General features: G+C 71.8%; 13 protein-coding genes. 4 read left to right on the top strand and 9 right to left on the bottom strand.

The features are described from left to right. Positions 1-18: 18 nt before the first annotated feature. From IE325_RS24705 to IE325_RS24695, 3 genes are read right to left on the bottom strand one after another with little or no spacing between them, the layout of a single operon-like run. Positions 19-1,272, bottom strand: a complete 1,254-nt coding sequence (locus IE325_RS24705) for a sugar ABC transporter permease (RefSeq protein ID WP_190072335.1) — start codon at positions 1,270-1,272, stop codon at positions 19-21. 14 nt (positions 1,273-1,286) lie between these two features. After that, the gene (locus IE325_RS24700; RefSeq protein ID WP_190072213.1) at positions 1,287-2,060 is read right to left on the bottom strand and encodes an ATP-binding cassette domain-containing protein; all 774 of its coding nucleotides are present in this window, start codon (positions 2,058-2,060) and stop codon (positions 1,287-1,289) included. A 46-nt stretch (positions 2,061-2,106) separates the two neighbouring features. After that, on the bottom strand, positions 2,107-3,195 hold the full coding sequence (locus IE325_RS24695; protein WP_190072334.1) for a substrate-binding domain-containing protein: 1,089 nt from the start codon (positions 3,193-3,195) through the stop codon (positions 2,107-2,109). A 246-nt stretch (positions 3,196-3,441) separates the two neighbouring features. Here IE325_RS24695 and IE325_RS24690 point away from each other — a divergent pair, with 246 nt between their 5' ends. The 3 genes from IE325_RS24690 to IE325_RS24680 all read left to right on the top strand — a co-directional run bounded on the left by IE325_RS24690 (position 3,442) and on the right by IE325_RS24680 (position 7,289). After that, the gene (locus tag IE325_RS24690; RefSeq protein ID WP_190072212.1) at positions 3,442-5,943 is read left to right on the top strand and encodes a SpoIIE family protein phosphatase; all 2,502 of its coding nucleotides are present in this window, start codon (positions 3,442-3,444) and stop codon (positions 5,941-5,943) included. Positions 5,944-5,964: 21 nt separating this feature from the next. Next, positions 5,965-7,044: a sugar ABC transporter substrate-binding protein gene (locus tag IE325_RS24685; RefSeq protein ID WP_190072333.1), complete on the top strand. Its 1,080-nt coding sequence runs from the start codon at positions 5,965-5,967 to the stop codon at positions 7,042-7,044. A 68-nt stretch (positions 7,045-7,112) separates the two neighbouring features. Beyond that, entirely contained in the window at positions 7,113-7,289 is a 177-nt protein-coding gene (locus tag IE325_RS24680; RefSeq protein ID WP_190072211.1) for a hypothetical protein, read from the top strand. 13 nt (positions 7,290-7,302) lie between these two features. Here IE325_RS24680 and IE325_RS24675 read toward each other — a convergent pair whose 3' ends face one another. Further along, a complete protein-coding gene (locus IE325_RS24675) occupies positions 7,303-8,520 on the bottom strand; it encodes a TolB family protein (RefSeq protein ID WP_190072210.1) in 1,218 nt (405 codons plus the stop codon). Positions 8,521-8,684: 164 nt separating this feature from the next. Between IE325_RS24675 and IE325_RS24670 the strand changes: the two genes are divergently transcribed. Continuing rightward, positions 8,685-8,951: a hypothetical protein gene (locus IE325_RS24670; protein ID WP_190072209.1), complete on the top strand. Its 267-nt coding sequence runs from the start codon at positions 8,685-8,687 to the stop codon at positions 8,949-8,951. A gap of 11 nt (positions 8,952-8,962) precedes the next feature. On the opposite strand, the gene IE325_RS24665 is transcribed toward IE325_RS24670, so the two are convergent. The 5 genes from IE325_RS24665 to IE325_RS24645 all read right to left on the bottom strand — a co-directional run bounded on the left by IE325_RS24665 (position 8,963) and on the right by IE325_RS24645 (position 15,407). After that, positions 8,963-9,898: a LysR family transcriptional regulator gene (locus tag IE325_RS24665; RefSeq protein ID WP_190072208.1), complete on the bottom strand. Its 936-nt coding sequence runs from the start codon at positions 9,896-9,898 to the stop codon at positions 8,963-8,965. Positions 9,899-9,926: 28 nt separating this feature from the next. Continuing rightward, complete coding sequence (locus IE325_RS24660) at positions 9,927-11,237, bottom strand: SUKH-4 family immunity protein (protein WP_190072207.1); 1,311 nt, start codon at positions 11,235-11,237, stop codon at positions 9,927-9,929. Positions 11,238-11,449: 212 nt separating this feature from the next. After that, the gene (locus tag IE325_RS24655) at positions 11,450-12,691 is read right to left on the bottom strand and encodes an NAD(P)/FAD-dependent oxidoreductase (RefSeq protein WP_190072206.1); all 1,242 of its coding nucleotides are present in this window, start codon (positions 12,689-12,691) and stop codon (positions 11,450-11,452) included. Further along, the gene (locus IE325_RS24650; protein WP_190072205.1) at positions 12,688-14,121 is read right to left on the bottom strand and encodes an amidase; all 1,434 of its coding nucleotides are present in this window, start codon (positions 14,119-14,121) and stop codon (positions 12,688-12,690) included. The genes IE325_RS24655 and IE325_RS24650 overlap by 4 nt, the downstream gene beginning before the upstream one ends. Beyond that, on the bottom strand, positions 14,118-15,407 hold the full coding sequence (locus IE325_RS24645; protein ID WP_229911998.1) for an Nramp family divalent metal transporter: 1,290 nt from the start codon (positions 15,405-15,407) through the stop codon (positions 14,118-14,120). Before IE325_RS24645 ends, IE325_RS24650 begins: the two co-directional genes overlap by 4 nt. Positions 15,408-15,410: the final 3 nt, after the last annotated feature.

Genomic DNA, 15,410 nt, shown 5'->3' with positions numbered 1-15,410 from the left:
CCCAGCGGGGCCGCGCTGTCAGGCCCGGCCGTGCGCCTCCTGCGAGCGCCGCGACAGCGCGTCGATGACCACGGCGGCGAACAGCACCCCGCCGGTGATCATGAACTGGACGGCGACCGGGGTGTCCGTGATCGCCATGCCCGAGGCGATCGACTGGATCACCAGCATGCCGAGCACCGCCGACCAGGTCGAACCCCGTCCGCCGAACAGACTGGTGCCACCGATGACGGCCGCCGCGATCGCGTTGAGCAGCAGCACACCCGAGCCCGAGCTCTGGCTCACCGAGGTGATGCGCGAGGCGAGGAACAGACCGCCGACCGCGGCCATGGTGCCCGACACGGCGAGCACCGCGGTCTGCACCCGCGTCACATGGAGGCTGGCGCGGCGGGCCGCCTCGACGCTGCCGCCGAGGGCGTAGATCTGCCGTCCGTAGTGCGTGCGGCGCAGCAGGACGTCCAGCCCGGCCACCACCACGAGGAAGATCAGCAGGGCGAGCGGCAGCCCCTGGAACCGGTTGAGCAGATACGCCACGGTGAACGCGATCACCGCGAGCGCTCCGGCGCGCAGCGCGATGACCTGGAGCGAGCGGTGCTGCATCCCGGCGGCCTGCCGGCGCTGCCGGTCCAGGAAGGACACCAGGAACACCAGGCCCGCGGCGAGTGCGGCAAGCCCGTAGGCGACGGCGTCGTCGGTGAAGTAGTAGCTGGTCAGCTTGGCGACGAGGCCGTTCTCGTCGAGGTTGATGGTGCCTCTGGTGCCCAGGATGTACAGCATGAGGCCGCTCCAGGTGAGCAGCCCCGCCAGCGTGACCACGAACGCCGGCACCCGGGTTCTCGCGAAGGAATAGCCCTGCACGGTGCCGGCCGCGGTGCCCGCGAGGACGGCGATGATCAGGGCGAGCCACTCGGGCACGCCGTTGTCGACGCTCAGCACGGCGAAGATGGCCGCCGCGAGCCCGCTGATCGAGCCGACCGACAGATCGAGTTCGCCGAGCAGCAGGACGAAGACGATGCCGACCGCGATCAGCCCGGTGCCCACGATGTCCACGCTGAGGTTGGACAGGTTCCGGGGCGAGAGGAAGTTCGAGTTCAGGGACTGGAAGGTGATCCAGACGACGGCGAGCACGAGGATGACGGGCAGCGACCCCACCTCGCCCGCCCTGAGCCTGCGCCGTCCGTGGGAGACCCAGTTCTCCACGGCCCGGCCGGCGGCCTGCCCGCGCGGCGCCTTGGCGGGCTCGGCGGGCCGGGCCTGCGGGGTGCCGTCCGTCATGTCGCGTGTCCCTTTCACCACGCCGCCTCCTGATGGGCCGGTCGGCGGGGCTCGTTCTCCGTCGCCCCGGTGATGGAGGAGATGATCTGTTCCTGCGAGACGGTGTTCACGTCGAAGAAGCCGTTGTTGCGGCCGAGCCGCAGCACGACGGCACGGTCCGCGAGCGCCTTGACGTCACCCATGTTGTGGCTGATCAGCAGGACTCCCAGACCGCGGTCCCGCAGCTCGTCGACCAGGTCCAGGACCTCGGTGGTCTGCTGCAGCCCCAGTGCCGCGGTCGGTTCGTCGAGCAGCAGCAGCCGCGGTCCGCCCAGGAGCGAGCGGGCGATGGCGACCGTCTGCCGCTGACCGCTGGACAGCGCCACCACGGGGGCCCGCAGCTCGGGCACGCCCCGGGTCAGGCGCTCAAGCAGCTGGACGGTGCGGCGCTCCATCTCCATCTCGTCGAGGAAGCCGAATCTGCGGATCTCACGGCCGAGGAACAGATTGCCGACGACGTCGAGGTTCCCGCACAGCGCGAGATCCTGGAACACGGTGGCGATACCGAGCTCCCGGGCGTCGCTGGGGCGCCTGATGTGGACGGGGCGGCCCTCCCACCGGATCTCGCCCCGGTCCGCGGGTGTGACCCCGGAGATCACCTTGATCAGGGTGGACTTGCCGGCGCCGTTGTCGCCGAGCAGCGCGACGACCTGGCCGGCCCGGATCTCCAGGTCGATGTCGATGAGGACCTCTACGGCGCCGTAGCGCTTGCACACGCCGTGCAGGGACAGCAAGGGGGCGGCAGACACCCAGAACCATCTCCTTCCCACGGCCCGGTCGGGGCCGAGCCGGAGGTCAGGTCAGCCCGGCGGTGCGACAGGCAGCCCTGAGCTCGGGGGTGCAGATCTGGCGGACCGTGTACACGCCGTCCTTCACCAAGGTGTCCTTGATGTTGCCGACGGTCACGGACACGGGGGTGAGCATGACCGCGGGAACCGACTTGCCGGTGCTGGTGCGCACCTCCTGGTGGCCCACGCGGTCGAGGTTCTCACCGCGGGCCGCGGCCACGGCCATGGCGGCAGCGGCGGCGGCCTCCGGCTCGAAGGGCTTGTAGACGGTCATGTACTGCTCGCCGTCGACGATGCGCCGCACCGCGGCCAGCTCGGCGTCCTGCCCGGTGACCGGGGGCAGCGGGTCCACCTTGTTCGCCTTGAGGGCGGTGATGCTGCCGGCGGCGAGTCCGTCGTTGGCGGCGTAGACCCCCTCGATGTTGTCGACGCCCAGGGCGGAGATGGCGGCGGACATGTTCAGGTTGGCGGTCTCGGCCCTCCACTCAAGCGTGTCGTACGACTTGCCGATCTTCACCTTCCCCGTCAGCACGGACAGCGCGCCCTGCTTGAACAGCACGGCGTTGGGGTCGATGGGATCGCCGTTCATCATCACGATCTGGGCGCCGGGCACCTTGTCGCCCATGGCCGTCAGCAGCGCCCGGCCCTGGAGCCTGCCGACCTCCTCGCCGTCGAAGGAGACATGCCCCGAGATCGGGCCCTCGGAGAGCCGGTCGTAGGCGATGACCGGGATACCGGCCTCCTCCGCCTTGCGGACCGAGGCGGCGAGCGACCGGGAGTCCACCGCGACCAGCAGGATGGCGTCGACACCCTGCGCGATCATCGAGTTCATCTGCTGCTGTTGCATCGCCACATCGCCCTTGGCATTGCCGTGCTCGACCTCGCACGTGGGGCACAGTTCCCGGATCTTCTTCTCCAGCAGCGGCCGGTCCTGGGTCTCCCAGCGGGCCGTGGTGGCGTCGGGCAGCAGCACCCCGATGCGCGGTCCGCTCTCCGTGTCGGTGGCGCTCCCGCCGTCCGTCCCGCAGGCCGCGAGGCCGACGGCCGTGAACACCGCGATCACGGGGAGGGCCGCATGCCGTAGGGAGGCCTTCATACGAGAGATTCCTCTGGCGAGCATGGCGGCACCTGGCTTCTCACTTGCCGACCACTTGGTCAGTGTGACACCGGGCGCGGGGATCGGCGAACGCAGTCGGAGCCCCCTCCGAGGCCCGACAGGCAAGTAGATATGTCCGGCTCATCCATATATGCGATTCTGGTGTTCGGCACCCGGATGCGATGGGAGTGGAGTGCCCCGATCTCCTTCGGCACCTCCGGCATGGACGGGAGGAAGGTTGCGGACATGCCTCATGACGGCCCTGCCCGGACCGGAGTCTCGGCGCCGGGGGCTTCCGAGGCCGGCACCGCAGACACCGGTTCACCGCCTACGGAGCCGCAGGCCGCCACGAGCACTCGCGCCCTGACGTTCGCCGGCGCGGCACTGACGGCGCTCTACGCGCCCGCCGCCGGGGACGACGAGCTCCAGCTCCTGGAGACGGCGGGCGGCACGCCCGAGTACCGGCTGCCGAAGCGGCTCCCCCTGTCCGGCGGCTCGGCCGCGGCCCACGCCGTGCGCGGCGACCGCCCGCTCTGGTTGAACGCCACCGCCCTCGCCTCCTACCCCGAGGGCGCGCCCACACCGCCGCGCGCGAGGACCGCCTCGCTCGGCGCGCTGCCCCTGCGGGCCGACGCCGCCCGGCCGGCCTGTCTCGTCGTCGTGGGCACCTCCGCGGACGGCTTCGACGCCGGGCAGCAGCGCTTCCTGGAGCGCTACGCCGACGCCGTCACCTGCGTCCTCCGTGCCGAGGCCGGCCGGTCCCGGCCGCTCGGTCGCGCCCTGCGCCGGCTGCGCGTCGGATCGTTCGTCCTGGTGCCCGACACCGGCCTGATCGAGGCGGACGAGGCGCTCCTCGAACTCGTCGGCATCACCCCGGACGACTTCGACGGCAAGGTCGACACCCTGCTCGCGCACGCCCTCCCCGAGGACATGCCCGCGCTGATGTCGGTCATGGAACCGTCCCTGCACGCGCTCGGCCGGCGAGAGCTGGAGTTCCGGGTCCGCCGCCCCACCGGCGAGGTGCGCTGGCTGAGCCTGAGCTGCCGGGTGCCCGCGAGCGTCGGCGACGAGCCGGAGCGGGTGCTCGGCGTGGTGACGGCGACCCAGGTCAGGAGCCGCAGCGCCGACGACGTGTCCCGCATCCAGTGGCTGACCGCCGCCCTCGACGACGCCGCGACGGTCGGTGATGTCGCACAGGTCGCGGTCACCGCGCTGCGCGAACCCCTGGGCGCCGACCGGGTCGCGCTCGCCGACGTCCGCGACGAACGCCTCATGGTCACCCTCCTCGACCCGCCGGACCAGGACGCCTGGCCGCAGCTGTGGCGCGCCCAGTGGCGCTCCGAGTGGCCGGACGCCCCCGTCGGCGCCCTGCCCACTCTGCAACTGGCCCTGCGGGACGGCCGTATGGATCTGTGGCCCGCCGGCACACCGCTCGAACCGGGACTCGCCGGCGTCGGTCCCGGCGGCCTCGCCGTTCTGCCGCTGCCCGCGAAGGGCAGCGTCGCCGGGGTGTGCCTGGTCGGCTGGGACCAGCCGCACGAGTTCATCCCCGAGGAACGGTCCCTGCTGACCGCCACCGCCGCACTGGTCGGACAGGCCCTCAAACGCGCCCACGCCCATGACGCCGAGCAGGAACTCGCGACGATGCTCCAGCGCAGCCTGCTGCCCCGACGGCTGCCCGAACTGCCCGGCGGCACGGCCGTCGCCCGATATCTGCCGGCCCGCCACGGACTCCAGGTCGGCGGCGACTGGTACGACGTCATCGCCCTGTCCGAGGACCGGGTCGCGCTGGTCATCGGCGATGTGCAGGGACACAGCGCCGGAGCCGCGACGATCATGGGCCAGATGCGTACGGCGGTCCGGGCCTACGCCGTCGAGGGCCACCCGCCCGACGTGGTCGTGTCCCACGCCAACCGCCTCCTCGTCGGCATGGAGACCGACCTGTTCGCCACCTGCTGCTATGTCGAACTGGACATGGAGGAGGGCAACACCCTCTTCGTGCGGGCCGGACACCTCTCCCCGCTGCTGCGCCACCCCGACGGCCGCACCGAGGAGGTCGAGGTCGAGGGCGGGCCCCCGCTGGGCATCGTCGACGAGGCGGAGTTCCCCCTGACCGCCCTAGCGCTGACCCCCGGCACGGTGCTCGCCCTCGTCACCGACGGCCTGGTCGAGGCCGCCGACCTGCCCCTGGACGTGGGCATGGAACGCACCCGCGGCGCGCTCGCCGCCGCGGATCCGGCGGACCCGGCGCGCATGGCCGACGCGCTGCTCGGTGACATCGGCCGCCGCGAGGACGACGTGGCGCTGCTGCTGCTGCGCTACGACGGCATGAAGACCAAGCCGATCCGGGCCGGCTGGGTGGTGTGGCGGCTGCCCGACGCCGTGATGCACGCCCGGCGCTTCACCGCGCGCACCCTGCGCCGGTGGAAGGTCCAGGAGGCCGCCGACGCGGTGCTGCTCGTCGTGTCCGAACTGGTCACCAACGCCCTGGTGCACACCCAGGGCTCGGTCCGCCTCGACCTGGTGCTGCGCGGCGACCGGGTCCGGGTCAGCGTCAGCGACTCCTCGCCGCGGGCGCCCGCCAAGCCGGTGATCGTGGACTGGGAGTCGACCGGCGGGCGCGGCCTGCTGCTGGTCGAGGCGGTGTCGGACACCTACGGCACGGTGCCGGTGGCCGGCGGAAAACAGGTGTGGAGCGAGGTCACGGTGGAGCGGAGCGAGCCCGCCGCCGTGGACGCCCCGCTCTGAACGGAAGCGAGGGGAGCTGTGCTGAGGACCCGTACGCTGCACGTCGTCGCGGCTCTCGTCGCGGGACTCCTGGCCCTGTCCCTGGCAGGCTGCGGCGAGGACGCCGCGGACTCGGAGGGCTTCACGGTCGGGCTGCTCCTGCCGAACCGGGTGACCCCCCGCTGGGAGCTCTCCGACAAGCCGCTGATCGAGAAGCGGCTCAAGGAACTGTGCGACGACTGCACCATGATGTACGCCAACGCCGAGAACGACGCGTCGCGACAGCGCGAACAGATGACCTCCATGATCACCAACGGGGCGGAGATACTGATCCTCGACCCTGCCGACAGCAAAGCGCTGCGCTCCTCCATCCAGGAGGCGAGACGCTCGGGCGTCCCGGTCATCGCGTACGACCGGCTCGCCGAAGGCGCCATCTCGGGTTTCGTCAGCTTCGACGGCGCAAAGGTCGGCAAACTCCAGGGCGAGGCACTTCTCAAGGCCATGGCGGACCGGGGCGAGGGCAGCACCGTCGTGATGATGAACGGCGATCCCAGCAGCGCCAACGCCGCCTGGTTCCGCAAGGGCGCCATGTCCGTCCTCCAGGGCAGAGCGGACATCGCCAGGTCGTACGAGACCATCGGCTGGAGCCCCGAGAACGCCCACGCCAACATGTCCGCCGCGATCTCCGCCCTGGGCGCGGACCGCATCAGCGGCGTCCTCGCGGCCAACGACGCCATCGCCGCGGGCGTCATCTCCGCCTTCAAGAAGGCCGGCGTCGAGGAGATACCGCCGGTCACCGGCCAGGACGCCGATCTGGAGGCCGTGCGGCGCATCGTCCAGGGCGAGCAGTACATGACCGTGTACAAACCGTTCGAGAAGGAAGCCGCCGCTGCCGCCGCCATGGCCGTCGCCCTCGGACGCGGCGAGGACGCCCGCGACGTCTCGACAACGGCCACCGACAGCCCCACCCACAAGGACATCCCGTCCATCCTGCTCACCCCGACCCCGGTGACGGCCGGCGAGATCGAGTCGACCGTCGTCAACGCCGGAGTGTTCACCGTCGACCAGATCTGCACCCCGAGGCTGCGCGCCGACTGCGCCGCGATCGGGCTCACCGGATGAGGCGGTGGGCTGGTCGGCACGCCCGGCGGGGCGCAGCATGGGAGGGGAACGAACAAGGGAGGTCAGCGATGAAGACCGGAGACTCGGACTACGACCGCTGGCTGTACTCTCACACCCCCTCCCAGGCCGAGGGCGAACGCGAGGAGACGGCCGAGCGTTCGGCCGCGCAGCAGCATCCGGACGTCCCCAGGACCGAGCCGTCCCAGGCCGAGGGCGAGCGCACGGACGAGCCCAGGACCAGGTGAGCGACCCGCCGGGTCAGCGCAGGGTGCGCACGAACACGTCCCCGATCAGGTTGGTGTCGTCGGGCACCAGGCCTGGGTGGTACGAGTCGAACACGGCTGTCGACTCGTCCGCGCTCAGCGCCGCCTGCCCCACGGTGACGGGTGCGCCGTCCTGCCCCGCGGAGAGCAGCTCCTCCCGGCCGGTGCGCGGATCGCGCAGGATCAGGCCCAGCGGCCGGCGGTCCGAGTCCGCGGTGTTGAGGAGCAGCTTCGAGCCGTCCGCCGACAGATCCGAGACCAGGGTGAGATCGGTGGGGGAGCGGCCGTCGACGCGCTGGAGCGTGCCGTCGCGCAGATCACGGACGAAGGCGTTCCAGCCGTCGTTCGGATCGGCGCCGGGCACCAGATCACCGGCCATCGAGTTGAAGCCGACCTTGGAGCCGTCGGCACTGAGCACCGGAGCGACCGCCGACGTGTCGGCCGGCGTGCCGTCATGGGTGGCGTCGGCCTGCACGGTCCGTCCGGTCACCCGGTCGTACACCAGGATGTCGCCCTGGTCGTCGTCGGCCGGTCCCGAGTAGCCCTCCAGATAGGCGACCTTGCGGCCGTCGGCGCTCATCGAGATCTGCTGGCACTGGTGGAAGTTCCTCGAGCCGTCCGAGGGCCGGCTGACCCGCCGCACCTGCTGTGTCCGCCGGTCCAGAAGCATGACCCGGCAGGCGAAGGCCCCGTGCTCGTCGACGTCGGGGCGGGCCACGAAGGCGACGTACCGTCCGTTCGCGCTGACCGGGGCGATGCCGTACGACACGTGGTAGCCCTCGCCCAGCGCGGGAGCCAGACGCTCGATCCGCCCCGTGCGCAGGTCCATGAGCTGCACGGAGGAGGTGGCGGTCGCCGCCGAGTACGAGTTGAAGGTGAGATAGCGCCCCGACTCGGACAGCTGAGGCGTGGACGTCGTCTCCCCGGGCACCGACACCCGCGAGAGCGGGGCGCCGGGAGCCGTCCGATAGAAGACGCTGTACGACACGTCCGCGCCGGGCACCAGATTGGTCGCCCCCGACGCGAAGGCCACGACGCGTCCGTCCGCGCTGACCACGGGCTCCACCGAGTGGCGGTTGCCGCCGGTGCCGTCGGGGGCCACGCTGATCCGTTCGGTGCGCGGGGTGTCCGCTGCCGCCCCCGCGGGTCCGGGGAGTGAGGCGAGGGCGGCTGCCAGGGCGGCGGTGACGGCGAGGCGTAAGGAAGGTCTCATCAGGTGGCTCCCTCTTCGGTCCGGGACGACATCACGGGACGACATCAGTCGGGAATCCAAGCGCGGAGCACGCGAAGGGGCAATACCGCAAAGCCCTTGTCCCACTGGACCGTTCGGCCGCGATCATGCATACTTTGAACACGTTCAAAACGGGGAGCTGGAACATGCGTGACTCGATCGCCACCGACCGGACCGACACACCCGCCACCGCCCTGGGGCCGACCGCGCTCGTCCTCGGCGCCCTCTCCACCCTGGGGATCTACCTCTTCCTCCCGTTCACGGTGATCGCAGGAGGACTTGCCATGACCCTCGGAACGGCAGGCATCCACTACGCCCGCCAAGGCGTCGGCCGCATGTGGATCAGCGTGCTGGGCACCGCGCTCGGGGCCGCCGGCATGCTGGGCATCGTCGTACTCCTGGCGAGCCTGTAGGCCGGTGGGTCTCAGGCCCTGGCCGCCCACGCCGGCTTCCAGACCTCGCCCTCCGGTGCCTCCCGCCGCACGGACAGGAGGTGCTCGCGGAGCGCGGCGAGCGCCGGGTGCGGATTGTCGGCGCGCCACAGCAGCGAGTGCGGGTAGACCGGGGTCGGGTCGCGCAGCGGGACGAGGCGCATGTCGTAGCCGGCCGGCCACGACAGGGGCGTCTCGGGGCCGAGGAAGGTCGCCAGTGTCGAAGAGGCCTCGATGGTGTCGATGAGGGCCTCGACGCCGAAGTTGGGGCCTGCCGTCTCGATGATCGGGCCGAATGCGGCGGCCAGCGCCTCGTAGTACGCGGTCCACTCGGCGCCTGGGACATTGCCCGGCATCCAGATCCGATGACCGGCCAGCTCGGCCGGTGTGACCGCGTCGGCGCCGGCGAAGGGGTGCGCGGGGCCGGTGAACAGATGGAGCGGCTCGTCATGGACCGGGGTGAACTCCACACCGCCGGGGATCACCTGCCCGGGCATGATGACCGCCCGGAACGTGGCGTCGATCGTGCCGTCCCGGACGGCGGCGATGGCCTCCTCCGAGCCCGGAAGCGTCACGATGTCCAGGCCGATCCCCGGATTCACGCGATGGAACTCCCGCACCACCCCGGCCAGTGACATCCGCCGCCCCACCACGTCGACGCGCAGCGCACGGCCACCGGGACGCACGGCGGCCCACGCCCGTTCCTCCGCCCGGAGCAGGGAGCGCGCGTGGGCCAGGAACGCCCGCCCGTCGAGGGTGAGCTCCGCACCACGCGGCGTACGCGTCAGCAGCCGCACCCCGAGCTCCCGCTCCAGCGCGGCGACCCGCTTGGAGACCGCCTGCTGGGTGACGGACAGATCGACGGCGGCCTTCTGGAACTGCCCGGCGTCGGCGACGGCGACAAAGGTGCGTACGGCGTTGAGATCCACGGCGGCCACCGTACGCGGCGCGCAGGTCCTAGAAGCCGTCGACGCCGAGCTCGGTGATGCCGGCGTAGAACCAGCTCCACACATGGCCACCGGGCGTCGCGTGATCGAGCAGCCCCGGGGCCAGCTCGTCCATCTCGGCCAGGAACGTCTTCGCCACCGTGTCCTGGTTGCCCTCCACCGGATAGGGGTGCCAGCAGGCGTTGCTGTAGCGGTAGACGGCCTCCAGGACGCGGGTGAACACCTCGAGATCCGGGGCCAGTTGGACGAGCTTTCCGCCCGATCTGCGGTCCAGCAGGCTCCACATGTGCACGGAACCGTTGTGCCGGTGCAGGAACAGCTCGCCGTAGTCGACCTGCCCGAAGGTGATCAGGTCCGCGGCGGTCACCCCGTCGGGCAGCCCGCCCCCCGACAGGTCGCCGCCCGCCGGGGGACACATCGCGTCGGCCGTACGGGCCTCGAACACGGCCCCATGGCACATCCACAACGTCGGCAGCCCGACCTCGCGCAAGTACCGCCTGCTGCCCGGGTGTTCCAGCCCCTCGGGAAGCTCGCTCTCCGGGATGCGCAGCACATGCCGCTCCCCGAAGGCGTCGTCCACCCTCGCCGCGGTGAGCGGACCGGTAGGCCGCCGTACCTCCGGCTCCGGGTCGGGCAGGGCCTCCTCGGACGAGGAGTAGTCGATGCCGTCACCGCGAGGCCAGTCCAGCAGCACCTTCTCGTCGGCCTCCAGCACGGCAAGCCCGTGGTTGCCCGCGATGAGATACCGGATCGTGCCTTCCTCGGCGGCGAACGACGTCGCCTGCTCCCAGCTCTCCGGCGCCATAAGATCGAACTCGTACAGTTCGGGCGCGCCCAGCGTCTCCAACGACAACGGCGCCTCCGGCAAAGACTCCTCGGCCCGGACCCGCACCCGCTCGCCGGTCTCCGCGTCGAACCAGACCGGGCCGCGCCACTCGTCGGCGACCTCGATGAGCTCGCGTCCCTCGTGAAGCCGATGACGCACCTGGTAGTAATCGCCGTTCATGCTCGGGTTGGCCACGAACCAGTTGGCGGGCCGCCACCACGCCCACACCGTCCGCCACGGCATCCCCGGCTCCGCCGCCGCGATCCCCTCGGCGTACTCGTCGTGCCCGGTCGCCCTCGCCGCGAACAGCAGCCACGAGGCGAACTCGGCGGGCGTCACCTCCGCGTCCCCGAAAATCGCCTCGGCCTGAAGGAAAACCTCACGCCCCACGCCGTCCACATCGCCCCTGGCGGCGATGAGCTCCCGCACCACGGCACGATCGGCGGCCAACAGCCGTGCGGGGTCGGCCAGTACGTCGTCAAACTCTGCACCCATACGGCCATCCTGTCACCCGTTGGTGACATGCCTACCTGCGGTCCTCTTGCTGTCAGGGCGGCGGGTTGCGGGCGGCTGCGTGGCGGTGGAGCCCCGGGGGCGCGGGCGATGTGCCGGGTGCAGTGTCCGCTGCCGGGCGACCGCCGTGGCGGCAGGCCGATGCCCCAGATGCCGTGTCCCCCACCGACAACCCGACCCGCGCCCCTTCCCCCTCACCGCAACGGATGCACCGCAGCCAACTCCGCCGCCGGCCGACCCGTGACGATCGACTCCGCCAGCAGCTTCCCGCTCACCGGCCCCAGCGCTATGCCCCACATGCCGTGCCCGCCGCAGACATGGACCCGGGGCGAACGGGTCGGGCCGATCAGGGGCAGCCCGTCGGCCGTGCACGGGCGCGGGCCGGCCCAGACGTCGGCCCGGTGGGCGAGATCGGCGGACGGCAGCAGATCCCGGGCCGCCTCGACGATCGCGTCGACACGGCGGGGGTCGGCGGGCCGGTCGGGTGCCGTGAACTCCATCATCCCCGCCACCCGCACCCGTTCCCCGAGCGGCGTGCACACCACCCGCCGCTCGGCGAAGTACGTCGGCCGCGTCGGCAGCCCCTCCGCAGCCACCGTGAAGCTGTAGCCCCGGCCCGACTGCACCGCCGTACGCACCCCGAAGGGCGCCGCCAGCCGTCCCAGCCAGGCGCCCGACGCCAGGACCGCCGCGTCGGCCCGCACCGACGTCCCGTCCGACGTGAGCGCGGCGACCCCGCTCCCCAAGTCCCGCACCCGGCTCACCTCCACGCCGGTGACGATCTTCCCGCCCCGGTCGCGGACCGCGTCCGCCAGCGCCGCGACATACGCCCCGGGGTTCAGATGACGCTGCCCATGCAGCCGTACGGCCGCCGCCACCCGCACTGCGAGCGCCGGCTCCAGCTCCCGTGCCTCGGCGCCCGTGAGCAGGTCGTAGCCGACCTCCTGCCCGGCCGCGCGCACCGCCTCCAGCTCCGCCACCAGCGGGGCACGCGCCCCCTCGGAGGTGAAGGCGATCAGACATCCGTCACCGGTGTGCGTCGGCTCGGCCACCCCGCCCGCCGCCAGCTCGTCGTACGCCGACAGCGCACGGCGGTTCAGCGACGCGAGCGTGGCCATCGCCACCTGCCAGCGCTGCTGCGTGCAGTTGCGGGTGAACGCCAGCAGGAAGCGGGCGAGGCGTGGGTCCGGGCGCGGCGGGATGTAGAGCGGGGACGACGAGGACAGCAGTCGCCGCAACCCCAGCTTCAGCGCGCCCGGTTCGGGCAGCGGCACCGACAGCGCGGGGGTGAGCCAGCCCGCGTTGCCCCAGGACGCGCCGGCCGCCACGCCCCGCCGGTCGACGACGGTGACCTCGACGCCCGCCTCCTGCAAGAACCAGGCCGTCGCCAAGCCCGCCATGCCCGCACCCACGATCACGACACTGCGCGGGCTCATGACCGGCTCCCTGCCGCGACCGACGGCCGCCGTTCCGCCACGCGCGTGGCCTGCTCGAAGGCGTACCCCGCGCTCAGCACGGCCGCGTCCCCCCGGTGCGGCCCCACCACCTGCACCCCGACCGGCAGCCCGCCCGGCGTGAAACCGGCCGGGACCGACAGCGCCGGGCAGCCGGTCATCGTGATCAGGTAGGCCGAGCGCATCCAGTCCAGATAGGTCTCCATCGCGGTGCCGTCCACGGAGGTGGGGTGCGCCAGTCCGATGTCGAAGGGCGCGACCTGACTGACCGGCAGCAGCAGGATGTCGTACGTCTGGAAGAACGCCCGGACCCGGTGGAAGAGCGCGACCTGGAGGAGCTGGGCGCGGCCGAGGTCGGGGCCGGTGAGCTTGCGGCCCTCCTCGATGTTCCACACCACGTCCGGCGCCATCCGGTCCCGGTGCTCGGCCAAGAGCTGCCCATACGCGAGCTCCATCTGCCAGGCCCGCTGCACCAGGAACGCCTCGTCGGCGCCCGTCAGGTCCGGGCAGGCCTCTTCGACCTCGGAGCCCAGATCGGCGAACACCTCCACCGCGCCTCGCACCACGTCCCGCACCTCGGCGTCGACGGGCACGCTCCCGCCCAGGTCGGGTGAATAGGCGACCCGCAGCCCCCGGATGTCGCCGTCGAGCGGCCCGGCGAAGGCCGAACCCGGCGTCTCCAGCGCCAGCGGACTGCGCGGATCCGGCCCGGCGAGCACCGACAGCGTCAGGGCGACGTCCCGCACGGTGCGCGCCATGGGGCCCTTGACCGACAGCTGCCCCCACGGCGCCTTGTCGGGCCAGGACGGCACCCGGCCGGGGGAGGGACGCAGCCCGACCACGTTGTTGAAGGACGCCGGGTTGCGCAGGGAGCCCCCGGTGTCGCTGCCGTCGGCGATCGGCTGCATCCCGCAGGCCAGGGCGGCTCCGGCGCCGCCGCTGCTGCCGCCCGCGCTGCGGGAGAGGTCGTAGGGATTGCGGGTGGCGCCGAAGACGGGGTTCACGGTGTGCGAACCCATGCCGAGTTCGGGCACGTTGGTCTTGCCGATGGTGATGGCCCCGGCTTGACGGAGGCGTTCCACGACCAGATGGTCGCGGACGGGCACGAGGTCGGCGAAGAGCGGTGAGCCGTATGTCGTGCGGATTCCGGCCGTGTCGTGCAGATCCTTGTGCGCGACTGGCAGCCCGTGCAGCGGCCCCACCTCGGCCCCCGAGGCGAGCCGTTCGTCCGCCTCGGCGGCCTCCGCGAGAGCCCGGTCGGCGGCCAAAGTCACGATCGCGTTCACCGCTGGATTGACCCGCTCGATCTGTTCGAGATGGGCGGTGACCACCTCACGGGCGGAGACCTCCCGGCGCCGCAGCGCGGCGGCGAGGTCGGTGGCGGTGCTGAAGCACTGCTCTGCGGCGTTCACAGTCCTCCCAGGGTTTCCTTGAGCTGGACGACGGCGAGCACTCCGAACAGCACGAAGGAGCTCGACAGCAGCACGTTCGAGACGGTCTTGTTGCGGTACGGCGCCTGTAGCCCCCGCCGGTTGAGGAGCACCAACAGCGCCCCGGACAGCAGCGGCAGGACGAGGGAGCCCACGGCGGCGTAGGTGAGGACGAGGCGGACCGGCCGGCCCATGAAGATCACCGCCACCGACGTGACCGCGCAGTACAGCACGAACAGGCGGTACGGGCGGCTGCGTTGACCCATGTGCCGCTCGGCCTCGGCGTCCGGGACGCCGCGCAGGGTGCGCAGGGAGTCGGCCAGCAGATAGCACAGGGCGTTGAAGCCGCCGACGAGGGCACTGAGGGTCACGAGGAAGAAGGTGCCCAGGAACAGCACCCGCGCCACAGAACCCAGGTCAGCGCCGAGCGGATCGGCCAGCGCCGCAAGACCGTCGTTGCCGGTGATCGTCCGGCCGGTGCCGAAGAGCAGACCCGTGCCCACGATCGAGGTGCACACCACGAACAGGAACGTCACCGCGTAACTCACGGCCGAGTCCGCCCGCATGACGGGCAGCCAGCTTTGATGCCGCCAGCGCCGCTCCCGCACCCAGTAGCTGTACGACGCCACCCCGGCCGTACCGCCCACCCCTCCGATCAGCGCCAGCACGGTGATCAGATCCCCCTCCGGCAGCCGCGGTCGCAGCGACGACACCAGCGTGGCCGGGTCGTCGATCCTGACGACCGTGACCACCGCGAGCACCACCATGCCGATGAACTTGGCCAGCATGAAGCCGCTCATCACCCGCTCGAACAGCGCGTACCGGCCCACGTACACGAGTCCGGCCGACGCCAGCGCGATCACCACGGCCAGCGGCCGCAGGGGCAGCGCGGGGAACAGCGTCGTAAGCGCCAGCGACGCCACCGAGCTCAGCGCCGCCCCGTACAGCAGCCCGATGACCAGCACGAACACCAGGAAGGCGTACGGCAGCCAGCGGGCCGCCGCGCGCAGGCTCGCGATCACCGTCAGCCCCGACGCCAGATACAGCCGCCCCACAGCCTCGGTGAGCGCGTACTTGAGGACGACCCCGACGGCGATCGCCCACAGCAGCGCCATGCCGTAACCGGCCGCGCCCGCCAGCGAGGTCACCATGTCTCCGGCGCCCACACTGGTGGCCGCCAGGACGAGCCCCGGCCCTAGGACGGTCAGGCGTCCGCGTCGGGTGGTGGGGGCGTGAACCTGGGGCGGGCTTTCGGGTGTCACGGTCACGTC

Origin of the sequence: Streptomyces lanatus (assembly GCF_014655715.1) — a bacterium.
Classification (GTDB): domain Bacteria; phylum Actinomycetota; class Actinomycetes; order Streptomycetales; family Streptomycetaceae; genus Streptomyces; species Streptomyces lanatus.
This window is presented reverse-complemented; position numbering and strand designations above follow the sequence as displayed.

Coding starts and splice junctions, on each gene's coding strand:
- IE325_RS24705 (WP_190072335.1), bottom strand. CDS start 1,272: ATGACGGACGGCACCCCGCAGGCCCGGCCCGCCGAGCCCGCCAAGGCG.
- IE325_RS24695 (WP_190072334.1), bottom strand. CDS start 3,195: ATGAAGGCCTCCCTACGGCATGCGGCCCTCCCCGTGATCGCGGTGTTC.
- IE325_RS24690 (WP_190072212.1), top strand. CDS start 3,442: ATGCCTCATGACGGCCCTGCCCGGACCGGAGTCTCGGCGCCGGGGGCT.
- IE325_RS24680 (WP_190072211.1), top strand. CDS start 7,113: ATGAAGACCGGAGACTCGGACTACGACCGCTGGCTGTACTCTCACACC.
- IE325_RS24675 (WP_190072210.1), bottom strand. CDS start 8,520: ATGAGACCTTCCTTACGCCTCGCCGTCACCGCCGCCCTGGCAGCCGCC.
- IE325_RS24670 (WP_190072209.1), top strand. CDS start 8,685: ATGCGTGACTCGATCGCCACCGACCGGACCGACACACCCGCCACCGCC.
- IE325_RS24660 (WP_190072207.1), bottom strand. CDS start 11,237: ATGGGTGCAGAGTTTGACGACGTACTGGCCGACCCCGCACGGCTGTTG.
- IE325_RS24655 (WP_190072206.1), bottom strand. CDS start 12,691: ATGAGCCCGCGCAGTGTCGTGATCGTGGGTGCGGGCATGGCGGGCTTG.